The sequence below is a fragment of the Novosphingobium sp. AAP1 genome, from assembly GCF_001295765.1.
GTDB lineage: Bacteria > Pseudomonadota > Alphaproteobacteria > Sphingomonadales > Sphingomonadaceae > Novosphingobium > Novosphingobium capsulatum.
In genome coordinates, this window is sequence record NZ_LJHO01000003.1 from 573772 (window position 1) to 599203 (window position 25432).

At 63.2% G+C, this 25432-nt stretch carries 21 protein-coding genes; 13 read left to right on the forward strand and 8 right to left on the reverse strand.

The features are described 5' to 3' along the window. Positions 1–2511: a TonB-dependent receptor gene (locus IP65_RS09645; protein ID WP_043609031.1), complete on the reverse strand. Its 2511-nt coding sequence runs from the start codon at positions 2509–2511 to the stop codon at positions 1–3. A gap of 198 nt (positions 2512–2709) precedes the next feature. Between IP65_RS09645 and IP65_RS09650 the strand changes: the two genes are divergently transcribed. Further along, positions 2710–4503 (forward strand): sigma-54-dependent Fis family transcriptional regulator, encoded by a 1794-nt coding sequence (locus IP65_RS09650; protein ID WP_022676239.1) that lies wholly within the window; start codon positions 2710–2712, stop codon positions 4501–4503. Here the strand turns inward: IP65_RS09650 and IP65_RS09655 are convergent. Further along, a complete protein-coding gene (locus tag IP65_RS09655) occupies positions 4489–5406 on the reverse strand; it encodes a LysR family transcriptional regulator (RefSeq protein WP_028657838.1) in 918 nt (305 codons plus the stop codon). The genes IP65_RS09650 and IP65_RS09655 overlap by 15 nt on opposite strands. Positions 5407–5515: 109 nt before the next feature. On the opposite strand from IP65_RS09655, the gene IP65_RS09660 reads away from it, so the two are divergent. The 8 genes from IP65_RS09660 to IP65_RS09695 all read left to right on the forward strand — a co-directional run bounded on the left by IP65_RS09660 (position 5516) and on the right by IP65_RS09695 (position 12029). Then, a complete protein-coding gene (locus IP65_RS09660) occupies positions 5516–6673 on the forward strand; it encodes a muconate/chloromuconate family cycloisomerase (RefSeq protein ID WP_022676237.1) in 1158 nt (385 codons plus the stop codon). Between the two features lie 5 nt (positions 6674–6678). Beyond that, a complete protein-coding gene (catC, locus tag IP65_RS09665; RefSeq protein ID WP_022676236.1) occupies positions 6679–6969 on the forward strand; it encodes a muconolactone Delta-isomerase in 291 nt (96 codons plus the stop codon). A gap of 47 nt (positions 6970–7016) precedes the next feature. Further along, the gene (locus IP65_RS09670; RefSeq protein ID WP_022676235.1) at positions 7017–7928 is read left to right on the forward strand and encodes a dioxygenase; all 912 of its coding nucleotides are present in this window, start codon (positions 7017–7019) and stop codon (positions 7926–7928) included. A gap of 53 nt (positions 7929–7981) precedes the next feature. Then, positions 7982–8689 carry a CoA transferase subunit A gene (locus tag IP65_RS09675; protein ID WP_022676234.1) on the forward strand — a complete coding sequence of 236 codons (708 nt, stop codon included), beginning with the start codon at positions 7982–7984 and terminating at the stop codon, positions 8687–8689. Next, a complete protein-coding gene (locus IP65_RS09680) occupies positions 8689–9381 on the forward strand; it encodes a 3-oxoacid CoA-transferase subunit B (RefSeq protein ID WP_051146326.1) in 693 nt (230 codons plus the stop codon). The genes IP65_RS09675 and IP65_RS09680 overlap by 1 nt, the downstream gene beginning before the upstream one ends. Next, positions 9369–10139 (forward strand): alpha/beta fold hydrolase, encoded by a 771-nt coding sequence (locus IP65_RS09685; RefSeq protein WP_022676232.1) that lies wholly within the window; start codon positions 9369–9371, stop codon positions 10137–10139. The genes IP65_RS09680 and IP65_RS09685 overlap by 13 nt, the downstream gene beginning before the upstream one ends. A gap of 6 nt (positions 10140–10145) precedes the next feature. After that, the gene (gene pcaF / locus IP65_RS09690; protein ID WP_054131527.1) at positions 10146–11348 is read left to right on the forward strand and encodes a 3-oxoadipyl-CoA thiolase; all 1203 of its coding nucleotides are present in this window, start codon (positions 10146–10148) and stop codon (positions 11346–11348) included. A gap of 417 nt (positions 11349–11765) precedes the next feature. Beyond that, positions 11766–12029, forward strand: coding sequence for a hypothetical protein (locus IP65_RS09695; protein WP_022676231.1), 264 nt, complete (start codon positions 11766–11768; stop codon positions 12027–12029). 183 nt (positions 12030–12212) lie between these two features. Here the strand turns inward: IP65_RS09695 and IP65_RS09700 are convergent, their stop codons facing one another. The 6 genes from IP65_RS09700 to IP65_RS09725 form a co-directional block, all read right to left on the reverse strand. Then, positions 12213–12689 (reverse strand): MarR family winged helix-turn-helix transcriptional regulator, encoded by a 477-nt coding sequence (locus IP65_RS09700; RefSeq protein WP_022676230.1) that lies wholly within the window; start codon positions 12687–12689, stop codon positions 12213–12215. Positions 12690–12839: 150 nt separating this feature from the next. Beyond that, a complete protein-coding gene (locus tag IP65_RS09705; protein WP_022676229.1) occupies positions 12840–14165 on the reverse strand; it encodes an MFS transporter in 1326 nt (441 codons plus the stop codon). Beyond that, positions 14165–15868 carry a thiamine pyrophosphate-requiring protein gene (locus tag IP65_RS09710; protein ID WP_054131528.1) on the reverse strand — a complete coding sequence of 568 codons (1704 nt, stop codon included), beginning with the start codon at positions 15866–15868 and terminating at the stop codon, positions 14165–14167. The genes IP65_RS09705 and IP65_RS09710 overlap by 1 nt, the downstream gene beginning before the upstream one ends. Further along, entirely contained in the window at positions 15868–16779 is a 912-nt protein-coding gene (locus tag IP65_RS09715; protein WP_054131529.1) for a ketopantoate reductase family protein, read from the reverse strand. Before IP65_RS09715 ends, IP65_RS09710 begins: the two co-directional genes overlap by 1 nt. A 25-nt stretch (positions 16780–16804) precedes the next feature. Then, on the reverse strand, positions 16805–17722 hold the full coding sequence (locus tag IP65_RS09720; protein WP_054131530.1) for a hypothetical protein: 918 nt from the start codon (positions 17720–17722) through the stop codon (positions 16805–16807). Between the two features lie 57 nt (positions 17723–17779). Then, positions 17780–20629: a TonB-dependent siderophore receptor gene (locus IP65_RS09725; RefSeq protein ID WP_171795437.1), complete on the reverse strand. Its 2850-nt coding sequence runs from the start codon at positions 20627–20629 to the stop codon at positions 17780–17782. A gap of 122 nt (positions 20630–20751) precedes the next feature. Here IP65_RS09725 and IP65_RS09730 point away from each other — a divergent pair, with 122 nt between their 5' ends. The 4 genes from IP65_RS09730 to IP65_RS22200 all read left to right on the forward strand — a co-directional run bounded on the left by IP65_RS09730 (position 20752) and on the right by IP65_RS22200 (position 25111). Beyond that, the gene (locus IP65_RS09730; protein ID WP_054131532.1) at positions 20752–22152 is read left to right on the forward strand and encodes an aldehyde dehydrogenase; all 1401 of its coding nucleotides are present in this window, start codon (positions 20752–20754) and stop codon (positions 22150–22152) included. Between the two features lie 185 nt (positions 22153–22337). After that, positions 22338–23258, forward strand: coding sequence for a LysR family transcriptional regulator (locus tag IP65_RS09735; RefSeq protein ID WP_022676223.1), 921 nt, complete (start codon positions 22338–22340; stop codon positions 23256–23258). Between the two features lie 140 nt (positions 23259–23398). Beyond that, positions 23399–24589 carry an acyl-CoA dehydrogenase family protein gene (locus IP65_RS09740; RefSeq protein ID WP_231627634.1) on the forward strand — a complete coding sequence of 397 codons (1191 nt, stop codon included), beginning with the start codon at positions 23399–23401 and terminating at the stop codon, positions 24587–24589. A gap of 360 nt (positions 24590–24949) precedes the next feature. Further along, complete coding sequence (locus IP65_RS22200; protein WP_082209106.1) at positions 24950–25111, forward strand: integrase core domain-containing protein; 162 nt, start codon at positions 24950–24952, stop codon at positions 25109–25111. Positions 25112–25432: the final 321 nt, after the last annotated feature.

Genomic DNA, 25432 nt, shown 5'->3' on the forward strand with positions numbered 1-25432 from the left:
TCAGAACTCCACGCCCAGCCGGGCATACCACTCGGTGGGACGGTTGTAGGTGCCGAAGATGAGGCCGGCGGCCTGGAGATTGCCGCTGACGATGTAGCGATCGTTGGTCAGGTTGGTGCCGCCCACCGTGGCGCTCCAGCGCTTGTCCGGGGCCCGATAGGTGAGGCTGGCGCTGAGCGAGTCCACGCCCGGGCGCTGGAGCAGGAGCGTGCGCTCGGTATCGTTCCACAGGCTGCTGGTGCGGGTATAGTCGAGCAGCGCGACAACCGAGCCGCCGTTGCCTAGGCGATATTCATAGCGCGGGCTGATGTTGAACTTCCAGTTCGGGGCCTTGGGCAGCGGGGCGCCGACAAAGACGCCGGCCTGCAGCGTGTTGGGGGCCACCACGGCGCCCGGCAGCACGCTGGTATACTTCGCCTGGGTGTAGCCGATCGAGCTGTTGATAGTGAGGCCCGCGACCGGGGCGAGCACGGCCTCGACCTCGAAACCCTTGATGCGGGCATCGCCGGCGTTCTGGATGGTGGGCGAAATGCCAAGCTGGAAATTGAGCTGGATATCGGAATACCGTGTGGTGAACACGGCAGCGTTGATCTGCAAGTGGCGATCGAGCAGTTCGGACTTGATCCCGGCCTCGAACGTCTCGGCCTTTTCCGGGTTGAACGTGGGCGCATAGTCGAGCGGCGCGGAAAGTCGCGTGGTCCAACCCCCGGTCTTGTAGCCCTTGGACCACGAACCGTAGACCATCACATCGCGTGATGGGTGCAACTGGATGCCCAGCTTGGGCGAGAAGTTGTTGAATTTCTGATGCTGGTCTTGCGAAACAAAGAAGCGCAGCGGCTGGTTGGAATCGGGGAACCCGAGCAGCGAGGAACAGGGATTGCCATAGGTCGTGCAGCCGCTGACCTTGTAGAAAAACCCGTTGAGGTCGCTCTGGCCGCCGTTGAAGATCTTCTTCTCGTTGGTATAGCGTCCGCCAACGGTGACCGAGACAAGCGGTGAGATTTCATAATCGACCTGCCCGAAGAAAGCATAGTTCTTTGTGTCGAGATAATTCGGGCCATCGATCTGGATCAGGCCTTGGTCGAACGTCACATAGTCGTTCATGTGGCTGCGTTCTTTGAAGTAATAGCCTCCCAGAACGAACTTGAGCTTGTTGTCGAGGGTCTGGCCAACCAGCTGCAACTCCTGGCTGAATTGCCAGTTCTTGAGGCCGAAAGAGAATTCCAGGATGTTGAGCGGCGAGCCATCGGCATCGAGGCCGGTTGCCCAGTCAAGATCACGATAACCCGTGATCGATTTCAGCGAGAGGCCATCGGCCAGTTCGTAATCGACGGTGGCGGAAAGCCCCCAGGCCTTCATCTTGGAAAAGTTGATGCCGGTGGCATAGCTGGTATCGATGCTGTTGGTAACGAAGCGGTCGTCATACGGTAGGCGGTTGTTGTTCGGATCGGCATCGACATTCACGCCGCCGATACCGCCGAGCATCTGCCCCGGATTGAGCGGCGTGCCGCGCGAACCGCACAGCGCGCTCAGCCCTGCTGCGGCCAGCCCCGCCTGCGGGGTGTTGATGCAGGTGTTGTAGAGAAAGGCCAGCGTCGAAGGCATGCTGGATGTCGTCTTGATCAGCTTGTTGGCCGTGCCTTGCTGGTTCTGCCGCATGTAATCGCCCGAGACGCGGATGGTCAGGCGGTCTGTCGGGCGCCACACCATCTTGCCGCGCAGCGACCATTCGCTTTGCCCGCCTTCCTGGGCGGAGCGATCGGTACCGTTGGCACGGAAAGCGGATTCCGGATCGGTGGCGTAGGTCGCCGCGCCAGGATAGGGAATGCGGTTGAGATAGCCATCGCGGTGGCGCGAGGCGCCGGTTATCGCGAAAGCAAGCGTGTCGGACACGGGCAAGTCGACACTCGCATTCATGTCGAGCCGATTGTAGCGGCCGGTGGTGATGTCGCCGCGAAACGACGTGGTGTTGCCCGGATCGCGCGTGACGATCGAGATCGCGCCGCCGATCGTGTTGCGGCCAAACAGCGTACCCTGCGGCCCCTTGAGCACTTCGATGCGCTGCACATCGGGCAGATCGAGATTGGCGCCCACGGTGCGGGCAAGATAGACGCCATCGAGATAGACGCCGACGCCTGGATCGAAGTTGGCGGCAAAGTCGCTTTGGCCGATGCCACGGACATAGGCTGACAGGACCGAGGACGAACCCGAGAACGGCGAGCCAGCATCGAGCGTCACGTTGGGCGAGATGTTCGAAAGGCTCGACACATCAGCCACGGCGCGCTCTTTCAGCGCATTGCCGGCAAAGGCTGAAATGGCGATGGGCACGTCCTGCACGTTCTGCGCACGCTTCTGCGCGGTGACGACGATTTCAGCGATGCCGGTATCGGCGGCAGGAGCATTCTGCGCGGTGGCAGCCGGTTCGGTGCCGGCTGTGGTTTGGCCCATGGCGGGAGTTGCCAACGCCGCAGACAGCATGGTGGTCCCGGTGAGCAAGGCTGCTTTGATCATTTCTACCCCTCCGTAATGGCCCCCGTTGTTTCGGAGTGCCGTTGCGCAGAGTGTAAAAGCAGGGAATGTGCCAGTTTAAATAAGGGCATGAAATAATTGGCATGATGCGCGAGATCGTTCGTGTAGCAGGAGAGCTGTTGCGCAAAATTGGCCATTCACTATGCTGGAGTTGTATAAAAACAAACACAGGGGAGAGTGATGCCCAGCGAGCATCCTTCGCATCCGGCCTGGGCCGGAGAACGCGATGCCGCGCGCGATCTGGCGCGGAAACTGGTCGTGGCCGGTGAGCCATCGTTCGACGATCTGTGGAAGTCCTTCCACTACGATCCCGATCGGGCCGAGATCACGCTGAACGGCCAGCGCATGGTGCTGACCGACAACAATGCCTTGGGGATCATGCGGCGCGAGCTGGTGTCCTCTTTGGGTTATGACAAAGCGCGCGGGCTGGTGACGCGGATCGGGTACGGCATCGGTTCGGCCGATGCGCAACTGGCACTGGACCTGCGCAAGGAAGATGACATTTTCGCTGGCTTCGCTGTCGGGCCGCAGCTTCATGCGCTCAAGGGATCGGTCAAGGTCGAGCCGCTGGTGTTCGAAGCGGATCGCAAGACCGGCCATTTCTACAGCGAATATCATTGGCACAATTCTGCCGAATGCCTGTCGCACCGGCAGGAGCTGGGCATCACGCCCTATCCCGGTGGCTGGCAGCAGGTGGGCTATGCTTCGGGCTATGCTTCGGCGTTTTTCGGGCGGGCGATGATCTTTCGAGAAGTGCAATGCGTCGCCATGGGGCACGATCGCTGCTTCCTCGTCGGCAAGGCGGCCGAGCAGTGGGAAAACGCCGACGAGGAAATGCGCTGGTTCCGCGCGGAAAACTACGCACAGCGACAGGGCGGGGTGGCGGCGGGAAAGCTGCTACCCGATGAAGACCTGCGCATCGGCCAACGCTCCATCGTCGGCGCCTCCTCGGCGTTCAACCTGGCGCTTCACCTCGTGAACAAGGTGGCGAGAACCGATGCGCCGGTTCTGTTCACCGGCGAAAGCGGCGTGGGCAAGGAGGTGTTCGCGCGCGAGTTGCACAAGCGCAGCAACCGTGCCGATGGTCCGCTGGTGTCGGTCAACTGCGCCGCCATTCCCGAAACGCTGATCGAGGCGGAATTGTTCGGCGTGGACAAGGGGGCGTTCACCGGCGCTACGGCGTCGCGCCCCGGTCGCTTCGAGCGGGCCGAAGGCGGTACCCTGTTTTTGGACGAAATCGGCACCTTGTCGTTCGCGGCTCAGGCCAAATTGCTGCGCGTGCTGCAAGAAGGCGAATACGATCGCGTGGGTGGAAGTCGGCCGCTGCGCACCAACGCCCGGCTTGTCGCTGCAACCAATGCGGATCTGCACCGGGACGTGGCAAACGGCACGTTCCGGTCAGACCTGCTGCACCGGATTTCCACCTTTCCGATCACGATCCAGCCGCTGCGCCGGCGCCGCGCCGATATCCCGCTGCTGGCCAACTATTTCCTGCGCAAGATGTGCGCCAAGCACGGGCGCACCCAGGTGGCGTTCGACGATGCGATCATTCGCCATTTCCTGGAATACGATTGGCCGGGCAACATTCGCGAGATGGAAAACCTGATCGAGCGGGCGGTGATCCTGGCCGACGATAACGAGCTGATCGGCATCCACCACGTGACGATGACGGCGCAATCGTTCGACGGCGGACACAGCGATGGCGACGGGCGAGCCGGTGAGCCATTTTCCGCCTATGTGATGGATCGCATTCGCCGCGGGGCATCTGGCCTGCCCGAAACGTCCGATAGGATCGATGCCCTACTGCTCGATGCGCGCCTGACCCGCGACGAGGTGGTAGACCGTCTGATCGGCGCAACGCTCGTGGCCACCAACAACAACGTCACCGAAACGGCGCGGCGCCTTGGCATGACGCGCTCGCAGGTCAACTATTGGTTGCGGGGCCAACGCAGGGCATCGTCACAGTTGGCCTGACAAAGGCGCATCATGGCCCCAATCGCGATATTTGCGGCGCACAACCTCGGTCATGCTGGCAATATCGGGCGAAAGATCGCCCACGCGGTGGCTCATGATGATCGGCGATGTCGCAGGCTCGGCCAGTTCGCGAAAGGCAATATCGTGGCTGCGCGCGCGGCGCACCGACTCAGGGACGATGGCCATGCCTTCCTCCGCCGCGACAAGGCCAATGGCGATCTGGAGTTCGCGCGCCTCGTGGACGATGCGTGGTTCGATCGCCTGGTCGCGGAACAGCGATAGAACTTGGTCGGCATAGCTTGGGCGCGGAGAGCGCGGATAGAGAATCTGCGGCTCGTTCGCCAGGTCGTGCAGCGAGATCGGCCCTTCACCCCGCGCCAGGGGATGGTCGACCGGGAAGGCGGCGATCAACCGCTCGTTGTGCAGAACGATGCGGCGTACGGCCGGATCGTCGAAGCGGATGCGACCAAAGCCTACGTCGATGCGCCCGTCCTTCAACTGTGCGATTTGTTCGAGCGTCGTGCTTTCGACCATCACGATCTCGACATCTGGCGCGACCTTGCGGAACTCGCGGATCATTTCGGGCAGCCGGGCATAGATCGTGGAGGCGACAAACCCGATGACGAACCGCCGCCGGCGGCTGGTGGCGGCGGTCTTCACCATCGTGTCGACATCCTCCATCCGCGCCAGCAATTGCACGGCCTGGGCATGGAGCAGGCGACCAACCTCGGTAAGGCGCAGCGGCCGCATCGTGCGATCCAGCAAGGGCGCGCCGACATGGGCTTCGAGCTGTTGGATCGCGCGCGACAATGGCGGCTGGGCAATATGCAGCCGCTCGGCCGCGCGGCTGAAATTGCCTTCGTCGGCAACGATCACGAAATAGCGCAAGAGGCGCAGGTCCAGCATGGTTCATACCTATCAGGTATAGAGATTAGACCCAATAGATGTTGGATTGCTTCCGGCGCAAGGCTTATCGATCATTGAAATTCTGCTGTTTGGGGCAATTTCTGCAATGGCAACGCTGAGTCGGGCTGATACCTTCATTGTCGATGTGCCGACGATCCGCCCGCATGTCCTGGCCATGGCGACAATGCATGCACAATCGATGGTGATCGTGCGCCTGACCGACGCCGACGGCATCGAAGGCGTGGGTGAGGGCACGACGATCGGTGGTCTCAGCTATTGCCCGGAAAGCCCCGAAAGCATCAAGTCGGCGATAGACACCTATATCCTGCCCGTGCTGAAAACCTGCGATATCGCGCAGGTCGGCGCGACCATGGCCAAGGTTTCCGCCAGTGTGCGCGGCAACCATTTTGCAAAATGCGCAGTGGAATCCGCCTTGCTCGACATCGCAGGCAAACGCCTTGGCGTGCCGGTCTCGGCGCTGATTTCCGGGGGCGCGCGGCGCGATCGGCTGCCCGTGGCCTGGACCCTGGCCAGCGGCGACACCGGGCGCGACATTGCCGAGGGTGAGGAAATGCTCGATCGGCGCCGGCACCGCATCTTCAAGCTCAAGATCGGCAAGCGTGCGGTGCGCGACGACGTTGCCCACGTCGGTACGATCTGCAAGGCGCTGGGCGATCGCGCCAGCATTCGCGTCGATGTGAACCAGAACTGGTCGGCAACGCAGGCCAGCCTGGGCATGGCGATGCTGCACGATGTGGGCTGCGATCTGGTCGAGCAACCGACCGCGGGCGATGACATCGCGGCGATGGCCCGCCTGACCGCGCAGCAGACGATCCCGCTGATGGCCGACGAGGCCTTGCACGGGCCGCGCAGCGCACTGCGCATCGCCTCGGCCGGCGCGGCCGATGTGTTTGCGCTCAAGATCGCCCAATCCGGGGGGCTGTTTGCTGCGGCCGAAGTTGCGGCAATCGCCGCGGCCGCAGGCATCGGTCTCTATGGCGGGACGATGCTCGAAGGCAGTGTCGGTACGGCCGCCTCGGCCCATGTCTTTGCCACCGTCCCGCATCTGGCCTGGGGAACCGAGTTGTTCGGCCCGCTGCTGCAGACCGAAGAGATTCTGCGCGAGCCGCTCGACTATCGCGACTTCTCGTTGGGCGTGCCCGACGGGCCAGGGCTTGGCATCGCTTTCGACGAGGACAAGCTCGCCTTCTTCCGGCGCGACCGCGACGGGCCGCGTCTTCATCCCGTCAGTGCAGGAGCCTGAAACCCATGCTGTTCATGGTGGAAATGGACGTCAACATTCCGCTGGGCTTCGATGCTGACGAGGCGGCGCGGATTAAGGCCGAGGAAAAGGCCTATTCCCAGCAGCTTCAGGCGGCAGGGACCTGGCGCCACATCTGGCGCAAGGTGGGGCTTTATTCGAACGTCTCGATCTTCGATGTGGAGAGCAATGCCGCGCTGCATGACACGCTGATGGCGCTGCCGCTGTTTCCGTTCATGACCATCAAAGTGACCCCGCTGTGCCGGCATCCCTCGTCGCTCCACGACGACGATCGCTGAGCGCAGCGTACGAAAACCGGGCATAAAAGACATCCAGGAGAGTGAACATGGACACCAGCTTCGTCAAATCGCCAGAAGTCCAGAAGCTGCTCGATCGCGCGGCGGGCATCGAGGAAAGCGGTGGCAACCCGCGTCTCAAGGCTATCATGCGCGACCTTATCGAAAGCGCCATGACCGTGATCGTCAAGCATGACGTGTCGGAGAGCGAATTCTGGCTGGCCGTCAAGTATCTTGCCGAAGGTTCCGGCGAACTCGGGCTGATCGTTCCGGGCATCGGGCTTGAGCATTTCATCGACCTGTTCCTGGATGCCAAGGACGCGCAAGCCGGGCGGGTTGGCGGCACACCGCGCACTATCGAGGGGCCGCTCTATGTGGCGGGGGCGCCGCTGGTGGAAGGCGATGCCGCGCTGACGGTCGATCCCGACGAAGGCGCCCACACCCTCTACATGAACGGCGCGGTGACTGGCCCCGATGGCGAGCCGGTGGAGAATGCGATCGTGCATGTCTGGCATGCAAACAGCCAAGGGTGGTATTCGCACTTCGATCCAACTGGCGAACAGACCCCGTTCAACAACCGCCGGCGCATCAAGCTGGGCAAGGACGGGCGCTATGCGTTTCATTCCAAGCAGCCGAGCGGCTATTCGGTGCCGCCCGGTGGCGCAACGGACCAACTGATGCAGGCCTTGGGCCGGCATGGCAATCGCCCGGCGCACGTGCACTTCTTCATCGAGGCACCGGGCTATCGCACCTTGACCACCCAGATCAATTTCGGCGACGACCCCTTTGCAGCCGACGATTTTGCCTTTGGCACGCGCGAAGGCCTGCTGCCTGTGCCCAATCGCCAGGGTGATGCGGCATATATCGCGTTCGATTTCCAGTTGCAGCGAGCCAGCGATGCCGAAGACGAGGGTTTTTCCGCCCGCGCCCGTGCTGCTGCCGAACCGGTGGATGCGGCATAACGCACCGCCAGGGCGGATAACGCGCATTCTTCGGCTAAAGGTTTCGATACGACATGGACAAGATCTACGCCAATCCTGCCGCTGCGCTTGATGGCCTTCTGTTTGACGGGATGACCATCATGTCGGGCGGGTTCGGGCTTTCGGGCAACCCCGAAAGCCTGATCCCCGAAATCCGCCAAAGCGGGGTCAAGGATCTGACGATCATTTCCAACAATGCCGGTGCCGATGGCTTTGGCCTGTGGATGCTGCTGGAAAGCCGGCAGGTGAAGAAGATGATCTCGTCCTATGTCGGCGAAAACAAGTTGTTCGAGAGCCAGTACCTGTCTGGCGAACTGGAACTGGAACTGAACCCGCAAGGGACGCTGGCCGAGCGGATCCGCGCCGGCGGCGCGGGCATTCCGGCCTTTTACACGAAAACCGGGGTCGGCACTGTCGTGGCCGAGGGGAAGCCGGTGGACGTGTTTGAAGGCGCCGAATATGTGCGAGAGACCTGGCTGCGGGCGGACCTCTCGATCATCAAAGCCTGGCGGGCGGACCCCGCGGGCAATCTCATGTATCGCAAGACGGCGCGCAATTTTAACCCCAACATGGCTACGGCCGGCAAAGTGACCGTGGTGGAAGTGGAGGAAATCGTGCCTGAAGGGACGTTCGACCCCGATGGCATCCACACACCGGGCATCTACGTCGACAGGATCGTCCTCGCCACGATCAATGAGAAGCGCATCGAGAAGCTGACCACGCGTCAGCGGGAGAGTGCATGATGGCCTGGACCCGCGACGAGATGGCCGCCCGCGCCGCGCGCGAACTGCGCGACGGATATTACGTGAACCTGGGCATCGGCATTCCCACTCTGGTGGCCAATCATGTGCCGCCCGGTGTGAACGTAACGCTGCAGTCTGAAAACGGCATGCTGGGCATCGGACCTTTTCCCTATGACGGGGAAGCAGACCCTGACCTGATCAATGCCGGCAAGCAGACCGTTACCGCGCTCCCGACCAGCAGTTTCTTCTCTTCGGCAGACAGCTTTGCCATGATCCGGGGCGGCCACATCGACATGGCCGTGCTTGGCGCGATGGAGGTCTCGGCCCAGGGCGATCTCGCCAACTGGACGATCCCGGGCAAGATGGTGAAAGGCATGGGCGGCGCGATGGACCTGGTTGCGGGGGTCAAGCGTGTGGTCGTGGTCATGGATCATGTTGCCAAGGACGGCAGCCCCAAGATCCTGCCTGCCTGCACTTTGCCGCTCACCGGCAAGGCGGTGGTGGACCTCATCATCACCGATCTCGCTGTTATTGCGGTCGATCGCGGCAAGGGCGCGCTCACCCTGATCGAATGCGCAGCGGGTGTAACCGAGGAGGAGGTGCTGGCCAAGACGGCGGCGCCCTTGGCGCTTTCCCTGACCGCGTCAGAGCACGCACCGACCGCATCAAAGGAATTGGCATGCCGTTCCTAGCGCGCCCTGGCGCCCGGCTATACATCAAGCACGACGGGCGCGATCAGGCGCCCGGGCTCGTTCTGCTCAACAGCATCGGCACCGACATGGACCTGTGGGACGCCGTCCTGCCGCATTTGCGCGATCGCTTCGCGCTGCTGCGGATCGATACGCGCGGCCATGGCGCTTCGCTGGCCGATCCGGGGGACTACAGCCTGGCGCAATTGGCAGACGATGTGCTGGCCGCAGCCGACGCCGTTGGATTTGCGCGCTTTGCCGTGGCGGGTGTTTCGCTCGGCGGGATGATCGCCATGGAACTGGTGCTGCGCGCGCCGGGCAGGGTAAGGGCCTTGCTGCCGATCTGCACTTCGGCAACGATGGACCGCGCCGCGTGGGACAGCCGCGTTGCCACCGTGCGCGAGCAAGGCATGGCCGGAATCGTCGATCTGGCGATGGGGCGTTTCCTGTCCGATGCTGCCGATCCGGCCATCTATCAAGCGGTGCGGCGCCAACTGCTTGCCATGGACGCGCAAGGCTATGCCGGCTGTGCCTGCGCCATTCGTGACATGGCCCTGGCCGACCGGCTCCACACCATCGCCTGTCCGACGCTGGTAGTGACCGGCACGCGCGACACCTCGACGCCGTTCGAGGGCCATGGGGAACACCTGGTTGCGCACATTCCCGGCGCGCGCCATGTTGCGCTGGCAGCGGCGCACCTGGCCCCGCTAGAGGCGGCAGAGCCGCTGGCCGCGACCATCGCCGCCTTTCTGGAAAGCTGATACCGCATGCCCGATGCTTTCATCTGCGACGCCATCCGTACCCCCATCGGCAAGCTCAACGGATCGCTTGCCACCATCCGCGCCGACGATCTGGCGGCTGTGCCGCTCAAGGCGCTGATGGCGCGCAACCCGGGGGCAGACTGGGCGGAACTGGACGATGTGCTGCTTGGCTGTGCCAACCAGGCGGGCGAGGACAATCGCAACGTGGCCCGCATGGCCGTGCTGCTGGCGGGCATGCCCGAAACGGTGCCGGGGGTTACCGTCAACCGGCTGTGCAGTTCCGGTCTCAACGCGCTGGGCATGGCAGCCCAGGCGATCCGTGCGGGGGACGCGGATTTCCTCATCGCGGGTGGCGTCGAGAGTATGACGCGCTCGCCCTACGTCATGGGCAAGGCGCATAGCGCATTCGCGCGCGACCAGAAGATCGAGGACACCACGCTGGGCTGGCGCTTCATCAACCCCGCGATGAAGGCGGCCTATGGTGTGGATACCATGCCGCAGACGGCCGAGAACGTCGCCGAGCAATGGCAGATCAGCCGCGAGGACCAGGACCGCTTTGCCCTGGCCAGCCAGGAAAAGGCACATCGCGCCACGGCCAGCGGGCGCTTTGCCGCCGAAATCGTGCCCGTGGCGATCCGGCAGCGCAAAGGCGAGCCGATCCTGTTCGATGCAGACGAGCATCCGCGCGCCACGACGCTGGAAGCGCTCGCCGCTCTCAAGCCCGTTGTGAAGCCTGGCGGGACGGTGACGGCGGGCAATGCATCGGGCCTCAACGATGGCGCCGCAGCCATGCTCGTTGCGACAGAGGCAGCGGCTGTTGCGCATGGCCTGACACCGCGCGCCCGCGTCATCGGCATGGCCGCCGCCGGCATCGCGCCGCGCATCATGGGCGTCGGCCCGATCGAGGCGGCGCGCAAGGTGCTGGCCCGCCACGCGCTGCGGATCGACCAACTCGACGTGATCGAACTGAACGAAGCCTTTGCCAGCCAGGCGATCGCTACCTTGCGCGATCTTGGCATCGATCCGCTCGATCCACGCGTCAATCCCAACGGCGGGGCGATCGCGCTGGGTCACCCACTGGGCATGTCTGGTGCACGGATCGCGATGACCGCAGTGGAGGAACTGCACCGCAAGCAGGGCCGCTATGCCCTAGCGTTCCTGTGCATCGGCGTGGGGCAGGGGCTGGCGGTTCTGCTAGAGCGTGTCTGAGCGGAATACCGGCAAGCGCTGAAAAGTGCTAATGTGAAAAGAAAATCCACCCGCTTGATAAGCCGGTATATCCGCTTCTTGCCGATGCTCACGCATCGCTTCACCTCGGCGATCCGCAGAAGCCGGACATATTCCTCCGACGATCGCGTCATTTTGAACTCTTGCGATCGCGGCTTCGCGGGCGCGGACGAAGCCGCGATCGCTGTCCAGAGAGGCGGATATGGGTCTGTGGCGAGAACGGTCTGCGGTCGATCCTGCCCGGATCGAGCAGGGCCTTGTTACGGTCCTGGCCCATCACAAGGCTACCGAGGCAAGCTTCGCCAAAGGCTGGCCAGGCTTCTCCCCCGCCTTCTGCGAGCCGGGTCAGAAGCCAGACCACGTAAGGTCAGGACCTGGGGCAGGGGCTTCTGGAGCGCCATGAAGCTGGCGCCGGATTACTGGTCGGTGATCGCCGAGGACGAACGAACCGCCACGCTCGTTGCCCTGTTCACCGGCTTCATGGACATCGGCGAGCCGTGCGATGAACGCGACGACGCCAACACAATCCGCGATGAGCACGCAGCCCTCATACCCTGCGCCCTAGTTGGAATGCGCAAGCTCGCGCTCATGCGCGAGGACAAGAAACCCGCTCTCCGCGCCATGCAGACTGGCAAGACAGGTCGAAACGCGGCTGGGGCATGAAGTACAAGCGCTGCTGCGCGGCAGCCCGACGCCGCGTCAACGCCGCCCTCCGTTGGCGCTTACTATGAAACACCAGAAACATGCACTGCCCCGCCAAGTGAGAGCAAGCATTGCCAGGGCCGTTTGGCCCAATGCGGTGGTGCATAGCGTGCAACTCCGATCGACCCACGCAGCGCGATCTGGTCAGAGCCGGGCTGACAGTTCCTTGAGAAGCGCCAGGAACAGATCGCGATGCTCTGGCCCGATGATGCTGTCGATCCTGGCGTTGTGGGCCGCTGCCTTGAGTTCCAGCTCGGCGAGTTGGGCCTCGCCAGCCGCGCTCAGTTTGAGGCGGAAATTGCGGCGGTCGATCTCGTCGCGCTCGCGCTCGACCAGCCCTGCCTTGCCGAGTTCACGCAAGGACGCGGTCAGGGTGGATTTGTCGCGCCCGCTGGCCGCGCTCAGTTCGGTCTGGTTGATGCCGGGGTTGTCGTAAATGATCCGCAGCAGGGCATACCAGCCCGGCCAGATGCGGATTTCGCCAATGCTGCGGGAATAGGCGGCAAACGATGCCTCCTGCGCGCGGCGCAGATGATAGGCGATGACGTCGTCGAGCCCGCGCGTCCATTGCCTGTCTTCGGTAGCTACGGCCGCTTCACCGCGCCGCTTCTTACCGGCCATGGACCACCGCTGGCGTGACCCGCACAACGAGCGCCGAATCAACATGACAGCAACTACATCGCGGCATCAATGGTCCCAAATCCGGCAAACGGTCCGGATCGGTCGCACGGCTGGCACGGCGGAGTCAAGCTTGGCGGAAATGCCGAGCAATCACCGGGATGGCACATGGCGCACGATCAGGGCAATCGCTGCCAACACCACCACCATCACCCCTGCGATCGCCCAGTGAAAGCCGGCCATGCCGAGCGCGCCAACCACCACTGCCCCCAGCAACGCGCTGGAAATCGCGCCAAGCCGGCCAATCCCGGTTGCCATGCCCACGCCACGCGCGCGGGTTGGCGCCGGATAGATGTTCGACGCCAAGGCATAGAGGCTGGTCTGGACCCCGTTCACGCAGCCGCCCTCGATCGCGATGAGCGCGAATGTCGCGGCAAGCGGCAGGTGTACATTGGCCAGCAAGGCCAGGGTCGCAGCCGCGCCAACCGCCACCAGCGCCATCGCCGCCATCACCCAGCGCGAGCCGAAGCGGGCCATCAACGCGCCCCCCAGCAGGGCTGTGACAACCCCGCCCATGTTGAACGCCGCCAGACCTTCAGCGGCCTGCGCCACACTCAGACCGCTCTCTGCCAGCAGCGTGGGCAGCCAGTTGAACGCGGCATAGACGGACACGAGGGAAAAGAAGAACGCCGCCCACAACAGCATGCTGTCGGCGCGCAACGCCGGGGCCCAGACGGCCGACAGCGGCGCGGCAGCACCATGCGATCGGGCTGCGGCGCGTTCGGGCAAAACCGCATCGCCCAGGCCCATCCGGCGCAGGCTGCGCAAGACAACCGCGGGGCTCGCGCCGTTCGAGAGCAGGAACGTCACGGATTCCGGCACCGCCAGCATTAGCAGAAGTGCCAGCGCCAAGGTGCAGGCGCCGGCCAGCACAAACAGTGCCTGCCAGCCCATCACGGGCAGGATCGCCGATGCCGCCATGCCGCCAACCACGCCGCCCAGCGGCACGCAGACGATCGAGAGGATGACCGCCAGGCTGCGATGGCGCGCCGGCGTAAATTCTGCGGCCAGCGCGGCAACAGTGGGGAAAGCCGCCCCCAGCCCGAGGCCGGCGGCAAATCGCAAGCCTGCCAGTTGCAGCGGCGTGTGGACAAAGCCGATCAGCAAGGTGCCCGCACCAAACAAGGTCGTGCTGGCCACCAGGGCAGCCTTGCGACCGAACCTGTCGCCCACAACGCCGCCGCTGATCGCCCCGATCAACATGCCAACCTGCGCAGCCGCCAGCGCGCTGCCCAGCGCCGCCTTGGGCAGGCCCCAATCCCTCATCAGGCTGGGCAAGGCAAAGCCCAAGGATTGGTTGTCAAACCCATCCAGCAGGATGGTGAGCGACACCAGCGCCAGCAGCAGCTTTTGCCGCCAGCCCCAGGGTCGGTCATCAATTACCCCCGCAACGGACGAAGGCGCCTCTCCCAACGCCATCAGCCCAGCCTCGCCTCGACGACCACCGCGCGGCGCTCGTTCTTCAACACGGCGAAAGCGTCGCCCAGCACGGTGGCAAGGTCGCTCTCGCGGTCCACGACGAAACTGGCCGCACCGCCCGATGCCGCTGCAATCGCGCCGTAATCAGGCGCTGGCGTAAAACTCAAATCAAGGTCGGCGGCCTTGCTGGCATGCCCATCGGGATGAACCGCAAGCGCTGAATGGCGCGGCGCATTCCAGCCGTCATTGTTCAGTACCACTTGCAGGAAAGGCGTGGCATAGCGGCGCGCAATCCAGTGCACGCTGGACGGCACGGTAAACATATAACAGCCATCACCCGACACGGCGATCACCGTCGCTTCGGGATTGGCCAGCTTTGCCCCGATTGCCGCGCCGCCGTTCCAGCCCAGCGATCCGCCGCCGCTGGCAAACATGCTGCCAGCACGCACGGGGGCCAGATGATCGAACACCGGCTGATAATTGGTGATGCCTTCGTTCATCACGATGGTCTGGCCATCGAACTGCTCGCGCAGGGCCGCCATCAGGCGGGCGATCGTAAGCCCCTCGCCCGCGAACACTTCCTGCGCGACGCGGGCGCGACGCGCAGCACTGCGCGCGGCATAGTGCCCGGTCTTTTCGGCCAAGGCAGCGGCATCCGTGTCCAGTGCCGCTGCTGCATCGCCGATGGCCTGCAAGGCTTGCGCGGCATCAGCGCGGAAACTGCGGTGCGGCTCGATATACCATAGCGGCATCTGCTCCTTCAGCGGGTCGATGTCGATGTGATAGATTTCGGCCGCTTCGGACGGGGTGTTCTTGATCGGAATCCACGGCACGTCGCAGTCTACCACCAGCACCAGATCGGCAGCGGCAAGATCGGGGTTCTGCTCGGGATTGTTCCAGTAGTTGCCAAGATAGAACGGGTTGTTGTGCGGCAGGTTGACGTAGCTGGGCACCGATTCCACCATGCCCGCACCCACCTGGGCACACAACGCCGCCAACACGTCAACCGCTGCCGGATTACGGCCGAGATAGGACGTGACGATCAACGGGCGCTTCGCCTTGACCAGCCGCTCGGCCAGAAAGCGCGCATCCTGCGCTGCCAGCGCGCAGGGCGTCACCGGCTGCCAGCGTGCCATGTCCACGCTTACCGGCTCGCACGGCGCCTCCAGCACTTCGCGTGGGGCCATCAGATAGACGGGGCCCTTGGGGTCAGACCTGGCAAATTGCATCGCGCGATGAACCAGTTGCTTGACGTTTGCGCCGGTGCGGATTTCGTTGTCATAGCGCATGTAGCCGCGCACCAGCCCGCGCTGGTCGTGGACATCCTGAATCCACTGGATGAACTCGTTGCGGCTGCCGAGCATTTCCCCGTCCTGGGTAAAGGGCGAAGAACCGGCGAAGATCAGCACCGGAATGCGCGCCTTGGCGGCATTGTGCACCGCGCCAGCCAGGGCCTGCGTCCCGCATTCGACGTGGATGATGACGGCCTGCGGCTGACCACTAATCTGGGTATGGCCATGGGCAATGGTCAAGGCCACCATCTCGTTCGGGCAGGTCACGATGGTCGGAACGGCCCGCCCGTTTGCGCGCGCTTCGGCGATCGCCTCTACCAGCCCCGGATGATCACTACCCAGATTGACGAACGCGTGCGTGATGCCTTGCTCGACAAGGGCTTCCAGAAAGGCAGTGGCGGTGGTGTACATCACGAACTCCGAACGATGTGGTCGATGCTGCGCAACAGCGCGGTGCAATGGGCAAGTGCGTGCGTCGTCACGCCGTGACGGTGGGCTGCGGCCAGCAAACCACCCTGAATGGCATCGACTTCGGTGGGGCGGCCGGCCTCCACATCCTGCAGCATGGAAGGCTTGTGGGCGCGGTGATGGGTCATGGCAAAGGCAACGGCTTGGCGCACTCTCTCACCGTCGACCGCCACGTCGTTGGCCAGCGCGATGGTGATTCCTTCCGCCACCACCTGCAACGCGAGATCACGAGCGGGCGCGAAGTCACCGACCTCGCCCACTGTCATCCGCGTCAGGGCGCAGATACCATTGAGCGCGGCGTTGAAAATCACCTTTTCCCAAATCGCGACCTTGACCGAAGGCTCGGCGCTCGCGCCAAGGTCCGCCTCGGCCAATGCGGCGGCAACCTGGTGAATGGCGGGGGTATCCGCGCCTGTCAGGCTCCAGAACTTGACCATGCCATCGCCCGCCACGTGGATGCGCCCATGGCCGAGCAAATCGGCAGGCCAATTGGTAATACCCACCAGCACTCGATCAGCGCCGACAACGCCTGCAATCGCGACACCGTTGCCCAGGCCGTTCTGCAGCGTGAGCACCATGCCATCGAGGCGCAACGCGCCAGCGTTCTGTACCATGGCAGCGGCGGTATGCTGGGCCTTGGTGAACAGGATCAGCAGATCAGTCTCACCCTGCGCCACGCCGGGCAACGCCGCCGCGCAACGGGCGGGGATGTCGTTTTCCCAGACGCCATTGGCGGCAATGGCCGCGACCCGCGCGGGGTCTGTATCGACGAACACCACCTGATGGCCGGCCCGGGCCAAGCGCCCGCCAAACAGGGTGCCCATGGCGCCTGCCCCCACAACCATGATCTTCATGCCGGCGTCTTTCGGATAAGGGCCATCACCACCCGCTGCCCCACTGATAGGGCATGTCCTGGCGGATCACGTTGATCTCTTGGATCTTGCCGTCGGCGATCTTGAAAACCTCCTGGATCAGCGTGTCGTGCGGGCGGCTGAACAGCGGCACAACGGACTGCGGGCCGCCGGGAACGGCCCCGGTGATCGCGGCGCTGGCCTTGGGCTTTGACACCTCGATCACCATGGCGCCGACCACGATGCCGCGTTCCACATCGACGATGGGGAAGCGGCGCTCCTTGATCTTGTCCATGTAGGTGTAGTCGCTCATTACGTTGCAGGCCCAGGTGTTGCCCAGCGGGTTGAGCGAGGTCTGGTTGCCGTTTTCATAGCGCCGGCACCCCAGGGCAGACTGCACCCCTGCCCCATCGTGGCGCTGCAAACCCTCGAAATAGCTGTCGGCAATGGCGATCAGCTGCGCGCGGGTGGAACGGCTCTGTTCCGGCAGAATCTGCTCGAAATAGGGGTTGGGCGCGGCAAGGCCCGGCACACCGCCAGCAGGCCGGTCGCCGATCACCTGCTCGATCTCGGTGATCTGGCGATTTTTCACCGCCAACCGCAGCCAATAGGCGCCGCGGCCGCCCGCCTCGGTCGCAACACCCAGCATGGCGACCTGCCCGGTGGAAGGATCGGCCAGGATCTGGCGATAGGTGATACCGTCCACCAGCTTCCAGAAATAGTCCGATTGGGCGGGCGATACCCGGCCGTTGACGGTTTCCCTGGCGCCGGCCGCGATGGGCTGGCCAGCGCGATCGTGCGTGGGAATGGCGTCTATATAGCTTTCCATCATCGCGGTCAGGCAGGCCCGGTCACACGATGCGGCAGGCGCGGCCTGCAGGGGGGCCACTGTGGTCAGCGCCATCGCGCCGGCCAGCGCGAGACTGGCGATTGAAATCTTGGTCATGGTCGAAGCTCCCCATGCGAAAAAGGCTGGCGCCACAAAGGGCGCCAGCCAACAGGGTCAAAACTTGAAGCGAATGCCGGCGGTCATATAGAGCCCGATGACATCATAGAACTGCGACAGGGTGGAAGACGGGGCAATGCCAAAGGTGGTGGCACCCAGCGGCGGGGCCTTGTCAAACAGGTTGTTGGCCGAGGCAAACACATCGACCCCCTCCAGCTTGCCGCCCAGGTGATAGGTGACATTGAGGTCGGTATACCACACCGCGCCGATATGGTTGTTGGCCACGAACGAGGGCGTATAGGTGCTGTCGATCGCGCGGCTGCCGATCAGCCGTTCTTGCACCAGCACATTCAGCCGGCCAAGGTCGATATCGGCGCTGGCCGTGCCCTGAAAGGGCGTTTGGCTGGCGCGATCGATCGGCGCGGAACCCGGCGTCGTGGTTTGCAGCTTGGTGACGTAGGACGCCAGCGCCCGCAGCGAAACCCGGCTCGGCTGGCCGAACACCGTGCCGATGCCAAAGCCATAGTTCATTTCGACATCGAAGCCGCGCGTCTTCAACGTGGCAAGGTTGAGATTGGGCGTGGAGATCACCGAGATGGCGCCGCCATTGCGTGTGATCAGCGCACACAGGGCCGCATTGCCCGCGGCGCACTCATCCACCGTCTGCTGGTTACTGAGGCGGGTGATCGCGCCATTGATGCTGATGTCGTAATAATCGACCGATGCGCTGAAACCGCGCCAGAAGCTGGGGGTGAGCACCGCACCGATCGTTATGGTGTTCGATTTTTCCGGCTTCAGGTTGGGGTTCCCGGGCAACTGGATCGTCGCCGTCGCCGAGGCATTGGCATTCTGGCGATCGATTACCGTGGCAATCGTCTGCGCCTGAGACAGGTAAAGTTCGCCGAGGTTGGGCGCGCGAATATCGTGCGAGACCGTGGCACGCAGGCGCAGATCGCTTGACGGCGCATAGACCAGGCCCGCCTTGTAGGTCCACACCGTGCCGGCGTTGGAATAGTGCGTGACGCGGGCAGCGCCGTTCAGTTCCAGTGACTTGGCAAAGGGCTTGTCGGCCAGGAGCGGAATCTGTGCTTCGGCAAAGGCTTCGTCCACCAGATAGCTGGCATTGACCGGCGAGGAGTTACCCAGGAAATAGCCGCCCTGGGTGCCCAGCAGGCTGCCGGGAAACCCTTGCGCGCCATTGCCGGTCTGGGTGATGGTGGCCAGCGAGGGCACCACTTGCTTCAGGCCTTCGCGGCGGTGTTCGGCGCCCACGGCCACCTGCACCTTGCCGGCGGGCAGTTCCAGCGGCGACCCACGCAGCGTGGCCGCCAGTACATCCTGCGTGACAGTCTGGTTGGCATAGGCATTGCCGGCAATATACTGGCGCGCCGCGGCCGACGGGGTGCCGGCGCCAAACAGGTTGATGGGCACGCAGCCATTGCCAGGATTGCTGAGCGTCGAGCGGCAGACGATCTGGTTGGTGGCCGGGTTCACCACCGCATCAACCGCGTTGTAGAGATTGGCTGTGATGATGCCGTTGGCGGCGGTAAAGTTGCCCTGCGTGCGGCCATGCTGGAAATAGGCGTCCCAGTTCCAGTTGGCACCGATGCGGCCCCGCGCGCCAATGACGCCGCGCATCACCTCGGTTTCGACCTGCTTTTGGTAGACCCCAAGGTCAATGTTGTAGCGGCCCATCTTGAAGCTGCTGCCAGGCGCCATTTGCGAGGCGATGCTGGCCGGCAGATAGGCATTGTCGGCAAAGATCGTGTAAGCCGTGCCGTTCACGCCATAGCTGTTGGCACCGGCATTGTTGGTGATGTAGGTATGGGCATAGTTGCCCTCGGCGAACACCTCGATGCTGTCCTTGTCGCCATAGGCAACGTGGACAAAGCCCACCTTGGCATCCAGCGGCGTTTCCAGCGTGCCGGTTCCAACCGGACTGGCGCCATCCCCGCCCGACATCGAACCCGACGTGCGGTTGGTGCCAAAGGTGAATGGCGCGGTTGCCCCGTTCGGCAGGAACTGCGTTCCCGCCAGCGGGCCCGACACGATCAGACCGCCTGTGGTGGCATAGGGAAACACCACGTTGTTGGCCACGATCAGCGTGGGGTTGGTGGGCGATGCCGGATTGGCTGGCGACACATTGGGGTTGTTGACCAGGAAGCTGCCAAGACGCTGCCACGCGCGGTTCTTGCCGCCGATGTTGTAGCCTTGGGCGCCAGTGTCCTTGGTGTAATCAAAGCTTGCAACGACGCGCAGCTTGCCATCCAGGAACGACGTGCCGCCGGCCAGCGAGAGACGGGTGGTCTTGCTGTCGCCGTAACGGCTGATGCCTTGCGAGGCGAGGCCCTTGAGCCCGGTAAAGCGATCGTCGAGGATGAAGTTGGTAACGCCCGCGATGGCGTCAGAACCATAGGCCGCCGACGCCCCACCGGTCACGACTTCCACGCGCTTCATCAGCAACTGCGGGAACAGGTTGATGTCTACCGCGCCGGCATCTTGCGTCGACACGAAGCGGCGGCCATCGAGCAGCACGAGATTGCGGTTGGTGCCCAGGCCGCGCAGGTTGAGGTAGCTGTGCCCGGCGTTGGCTGCCGCACCACCCGCCGTCCGCGAGTTGGACCCGTTGAAGCTGGGCAGTGACAGCACGCCTTCGGCCAGGCCACGCGGCGAGGAATCCTGCAGGCGGTCGGCCGACATCACGGTAACAGGGGTTGGCTGGGCATTGCCATTGCTGGCAACGCGCGACCCGGTCACGACAATCTCCTGCGCCACGGCCGCATCCTTGGCCGCCTGATCCGGCGCCTGGTCTGCCGCTTGTGCCTGCGCCGACGAGGCCCATAGTCCCGCTACGATCATCGCGGTCACGCTCGCCGATATCCGTGCATCCATCCCTGCAAGTCTCATTTTTGCTCTCCTCCAGGCCGTCGATTCGTTCACGGCCTTGGCGCGCTGATACAGCATTTTAGTTTGACGACAAACTAATTATGCCCCAAGCTGTCAGCCGGAAAGTTTGAGGAGAAGATCTGGTGACCTTTACCCGTTTGAACCCGATCACCGGCGAAGTGGCATCAACGGCGCGCGCGATGACAGCAGCCGACGTGCCCGCGATTGCTGCGGCCGCAGCGGCCGCACAGCCCGCATGGGCCGCGATGGGCCCCAATGCGCGGCGCACGGTTTTGATGCAGGCAGCAGATGCCCTGGTGGCGCGCAAGGATGATTTCATCGCCGCGATGATGGCCGAGATCGGGGCAACCGCTGGCTGGGCGGGCTTCAACCACATGCTGGGTGCCAGCATAATCCGCGAGGCAGCGGCCCTCACTACGCAAATCGCGGGCGAGGTTATTCCCAGCGACAAACCGGGTTGCCTGGCGATGGCGCTCAAGGAGCCGGTCGGGGTCATCCTCGGCATCGCCCCCTGGAATGCCCCGATCATTCTGGGCGTGCGCGCGATTGCCGTGCCGCTGGCCTGCGGCAATGGTGTGATCCTCAAGGCGTCGGAACAATGCCCCCGCACCCACACGCTGATCATCGAAAGTTTTGCCGCTGCCGGCTTTCCGGAAGGGTTGGTGCAAGTCGTCACCAACCGACCCGAGGATGCTGCCGATGTCGTTGGCGGGCTGATCGACGCGCCACAGGTCAAGCGCATCAACTTCACCGGCAGTACGGCGGTGGGCCGCATCATCGCCAAACGTGCGGCTGAAAACCTCAAGCCGTGCCTGCTCGAACTCGGCGGCAAGGCGCCATTCGTCGTCTGCGCCGACGCCGACCTTGACGAGGCGGTCAAGGCCGCCGCGTTCGGCGCCTATTTCAACCAGGGCCAGATCTGCATGAGCACCGAGCGGATTATCGTAGTCGATGCCGTGGCCGATCAATTCGCCGCGAAATTCGCTGCCAAGGTCAAGAGTTTGACCGCTGGCGATCCACGTGGGGGCAAGACTCCATTGGGCGCCGTGGTCGATGCCAAGACGGTCGCCCATTGCCTCTCCCTGGTCGAAGATGCCGTCGCAAAAGGCGCGAACCTTCTCGTCAGCGGCGAGACGAGCCAGAACGTCATCATGCCCGCCCATCTGGTGGACAACGTGACCACCGACATGAAGCTGTTCCGCGACGAGAGCTTCGGCCCGGTCGTCGGCATCATCCGCGCCCGCGACGAAGACCACGCGATCGAGCTGGCCAACGACACCGACTACGGCCTTTCCGCCGCGATCTTCACCCGCGACGCGGCCAACGGCCTGATGCTGGCCAAGCGCATCAAATCAGGCATCTGCCACATCAATGGCCCCACCGTGCACGACGAGGCGCAAATGCCGTTCGGCGGGGTAGGCGACAGCGGCTATGGCCGCTTCGGCGGGCGCCAGGGCATCGACAGCTTCACCGAAACCCGCTGGATTACGGTGGAAACCCTGCCCGGCCATTATCCGATCTGAGCGGAACCAGCGCGCCGATGCAGATAATGCTCGGCATTGGCGGGCCTAGCTCCCGAGCCGGGTAGCCGCGCCGGGCCATATGGCGGCCGTCGTTCCTCTGCCGGGCATCGCCCATCTTTGGGTTGCAAAAGCATGTAGTGTTCCGGTTTAGATGCACGCATCCGCGTAGCTGGGAGAGTGGCGCGATGCGTTTTGACAAACTGGATCTCAATTTGCTGGTCACGCTCGATGCGCTGATCGAATTGAAGAGCGTTTCCAGCACGGCGGAGCACCTGAACCTGACCCAATCGGCGGTCAGTGGGGCGCTCAAGCGGCTGCGTGAATATTTCAACGACGAGCTTCTGGCGAGAGACGGCCGCAGCATGGTACTGACCGGCAAGGCCCAGCAGCTTGCCCCTGCCATTCGCGCGATTCTGCTACAGGTGCGATCCACCATTACCAACCCATCCGAATTCGACCCGGCCACCGCGGTTCGGTGTTTCACGCTGGGGTGCTCGGACTATGTGGCGATGATCGTTGGCCACGACCTTGCGCTGCAGGTTCAAAACGAGGCGCCGGGGATCAGTTTCAAGTTCCTTCCCCCTGATATTAGTGCGCTGGAGATGTTCGAGCGAGGCGACATCGATCTTCTGATCGTTGCCGAAAGTTTCGCCAGGCCGGAACACCCGCGGCGCGTGCTGTTCGAGGATGACGCGCGGGCTGTCTGTTGGGCCGGAAATCCGACGATTGGCGATCGCATCACGCTCGACCAGTTCCTCGACATGGGCCATGTCTGTGCCGAATTCAGGGGCGTTTCGCACCCATCCGTGTATGAAAAGCAGTTGGCGGAAATGGGTATCCATCGCCGCATCGAGGTGTCGGTCGCCTCGTTCGCCATGGTGCCTTTTGCACTGGTCGGCAGCAGGCACATGGGTGTGATGCACCGCCGCCAAGCCGAACGGTTTGCATGCATGTTGCCTTTGAAGGTTCTGCCTTTGCCCCTCGCGCTCAAGCCCGTGGTCGAAATTGCGCAATGGCATCGTCACCGGACATCCGATCCTGGCCTCGAATGGCTGCTGTCCCGGCTCGAAAGGGTGTTGCACATGATGGATGACCATGCGGCATGAAGGCTGGCGCCATGCCGGCATCTATCATTTTACGTGATGTATTCGTACACGCCTTACGATTTTCCTGAAGTCTGGCTTCCTGACAAAACGCGGCCCGCAACGCGCGATGAAGCGCGGTGCCACCGTTCAGGAGAGCCCCCATGAATCACGCCCTGCTCATGCCGCCACCAGATTCACATGGCGTCGCGACCGATGGCTTTGGCGCACGGATAGAGCAGATACTGCCGCAGATCGCCGCCGCAGCTGCACAAGGCGATGAGCGCAGTTCGCTTCATCCCGACAGCATCGCTGCCTTGACCCAAGCAGGTGTCTTCCGCGCTCTCGTGCCGGCAATGTATGGTGGCGACGAGGTCGATTTCATCGAATTCCTCGCCGGCGTGCGGCGCCTCGCTGCGGTGTGCCCTGCTTCTGGCTGGATAGCTGGTGTGGTTGGCACGCATTCGCACGGGATTTCCTATTACGGCAAACAGGCGCAGGATGACATCTGGGCCGATGGGCCCGACACCCGCATCTGCTCGTCGTTCGCGCCGGTAGTCACCGCGCAGCCGACCGAGGGCGGCTATCTGCTTACCGGCGCATGGGACTTTTCCAGCGGTTGCGACCATGCTGCCTGGGCCCAGCTTGGATTTCGCGTCGAGGGCATTCCGGGCGTGTCATACCTTGGCCTGATCCCGCGCAGCGATTTCAATATCGTAGACAACTGGGACACGGTTGGCATGCGTGCCACTGGCAGCAAGCGGGTGGAAGTGCGCAACGTGTTCGTGCCGCAGCATCGCTGCTGGGGGCCAGGCATGTTCGCGCCGCCAGCAGAACCCGGTCTGCACGACCATTGGCTCTTCCGGATGCCATTTCTGGCCACTGCGGCCAACTTCGGCGCCGTACTGCTCGGTGCTGCGGATGGCGCCCTGGCTGCCTACCGCGAAAGTGTGCAGAAACGCATTCGCCCGCATACCGGCAAGCTGCGGATGGACAATCCCCTGTCATTCATCCGGCTTGCCGAAAGCCATATGGAAATCCGCGCTGCCAGTGCGCTGATCACCGCGCACTGGCAAGGCATTGTCGATCACGCCAAGGCGGGAACCCGTCCGGCGATGGACGAGGTCTTGCGCTCGCGTGGCGACGAAGCATTTGCCGGGCGCATGATCATGAACGCGGTTGACCGGCTGCTCGCCGCCGCTGGCGGAAGCGCGACATTCAAGTCGCGACCATTGCAGCGCTATTGGCGGGACATCCATACTGCCGGCAATCACATGTTTTTCGATCTCGAAAATCGCCTGGTCATCGTCGGGCGCCATCTGGTCGGCCTTGAGCCGGACCCCGACCTACTGTGATTGATGCGTTAAGTCTCACCGCAGCAATCACGCCGGCATCAGCACCACGGCCGATCTTCACAGCACGCCGTCGATCTCCAGTTCGACCGCACTCGCCTTCGAGCGCCGGCGCCGCTGGCGGCGCCATACCGCGCTCCTCGAACTGCTTGCGCAGCTCCCGGAGCTAGGTGAACAGTTGCGATGGGCTCAGCGTATGCCGGCGCGCCACCGCGCAAACCGTCTCGTGGCCTGAAAAGCTCCCGACCACGATCGATGCCTTCACTTCCGCCGGTCAATCCCGTCGGCGGCCTACGACAGTGAATACCTTGAAGCGCCGCACCCCCATAGCGCCAGCATCGTCACACGGCATCGTCATAGCACCTGTTCCCGTCGTTGGCCGACGCAGGAAGGATCATCGAGGCATGGCGGACGGACTACAGCGCCGTGCGTCCGCACGGCAGCCCTGGCGGGATGGCACCCGCTGAGTTTGCAAGCCCTCGCCAAGGCCATAAGGGCACCGGATCTAATTTATCGGCGGCCTAAGAACGGGAGGAGGGTCAATAATCTTAATTTCATCCCATAGAATTTATCAGAAGTTCGTTATTCAGTAGGAGAAGTAATAATACTCATATTTGTTATTTAATTTGCATAAAATTCAATAGATTTTATAATAATGGCAATGCAGTGGTTGTTACCAGAGACTTGAGGTTATTATGGTGCCATTAGGGCGTACTAAGAGCCCGATCCGAAAGTTGTTGAGCGATACCAGTATGTTGTGATTCACGCCGTCCTTGCGAGAAGATGGTGTGACCAATGGCATGGACTGATATCGCTCGACGCGAGCATAGCCGGGCGGGGCTGCGA

Bases quoted from the DNA above. Each gene is read 5' to 3' on its own strand.
- IP65_RS09645 (WP_043609031.1), bottom strand. From the start codon at position 2,511: ATGATCAAAGCAGCCTTGCTCACCGGGACCACCATGCTGTCTGCGGCG.
- IP65_RS09650 (WP_022676239.1), top strand. From the start codon at position 2,710: ATGCCCAGCGAGCATCCTTCGCATCCGGCCTGGGCCGGAGAACGCGAT.
- IP65_RS09660 (WP_022676237.1), top strand. From the start codon at position 5,516: ATGGCAACGCTGAGTCGGGCTGATACCTTCATTGTCGATGTGCCGACG.
- catC (WP_022676236.1), top strand. From the start codon at position 6,679: ATGCTGTTCATGGTGGAAATGGACGTCAACATTCCGCTGGGCTTCGAT.
- IP65_RS09670 (WP_022676235.1), top strand. From the start codon at position 7,017: ATGGACACCAGCTTCGTCAAATCGCCAGAAGTCCAGAAGCTGCTCGAT.
- IP65_RS09675 (WP_022676234.1), top strand. From the start codon at position 7,982: ATGGACAAGATCTACGCCAATCCTGCCGCTGCGCTTGATGGCCTTCTG.
- IP65_RS09680 (WP_051146326.1), top strand. From the start codon at position 8,689: ATGGCCTGGACCCGCGACGAGATGGCCGCCCGCGCCGCGCGCGAACTG.
- IP65_RS09685 (WP_022676232.1), top strand. From the start codon at position 9,369: ATGCCGTTCCTAGCGCGCCCTGGCGCCCGGCTATACATCAAGCACGAC.
- pcaF (WP_054131527.1), top strand. From the start codon at position 10,146: ATGCCCGATGCTTTCATCTGCGACGCCATCCGTACCCCCATCGGCAAG.
- IP65_RS09695 (WP_022676231.1), top strand. From the start codon at position 11,766: ATGAAGCTGGCGCCGGATTACTGGTCGGTGATCGCCGAGGACGAACGA.
- IP65_RS09700 (WP_022676230.1), bottom strand. From the start codon at position 12,689: ATGGCCGGTAAGAAGCGGCGCGGTGAAGCGGCCGTAGCTACCGAAGAC.
- IP65_RS09705 (WP_022676229.1), bottom strand. From the start codon at position 14,165: ATGGCGTTGGGAGAGGCGCCTTCGTCCGTTGCGGGGGTAATTGATGAC.
- IP65_RS09710 (WP_054131528.1), bottom strand. From the start codon at position 15,868: ATGTACACCACCGCCACTGCCTTTCTGGAAGCCCTTGTCGAGCAAGGC.
- IP65_RS09715 (WP_054131529.1), bottom strand. From the start codon at position 16,779: ATGAAGATCATGGTTGTGGGGGCAGGCGCCATGGGCACCCTGTTTGGC.
- IP65_RS09720 (WP_054131530.1), bottom strand. From the start codon at position 17,722: ATGACCAAGATTTCAATCGCCAGTCTCGCGCTGGCCGGCGCGATGGCG.
- IP65_RS09725 (WP_171795437.1), bottom strand. From the start codon at position 20,629: ATGAGACTTGCAGGGATGGATGCACGGATATCGGCGAGCGTGACCGCG.
- IP65_RS09735 (WP_022676223.1), top strand. From the start codon at position 22,338: ATGCGTTTTGACAAACTGGATCTCAATTTGCTGGTCACGCTCGATGCG.
- IP65_RS09740 (WP_231627634.1), top strand. From the start codon at position 23,399: ATGAATCACGCCCTGCTCATGCCGCCACCAGATTCACATGGCGTCGCG.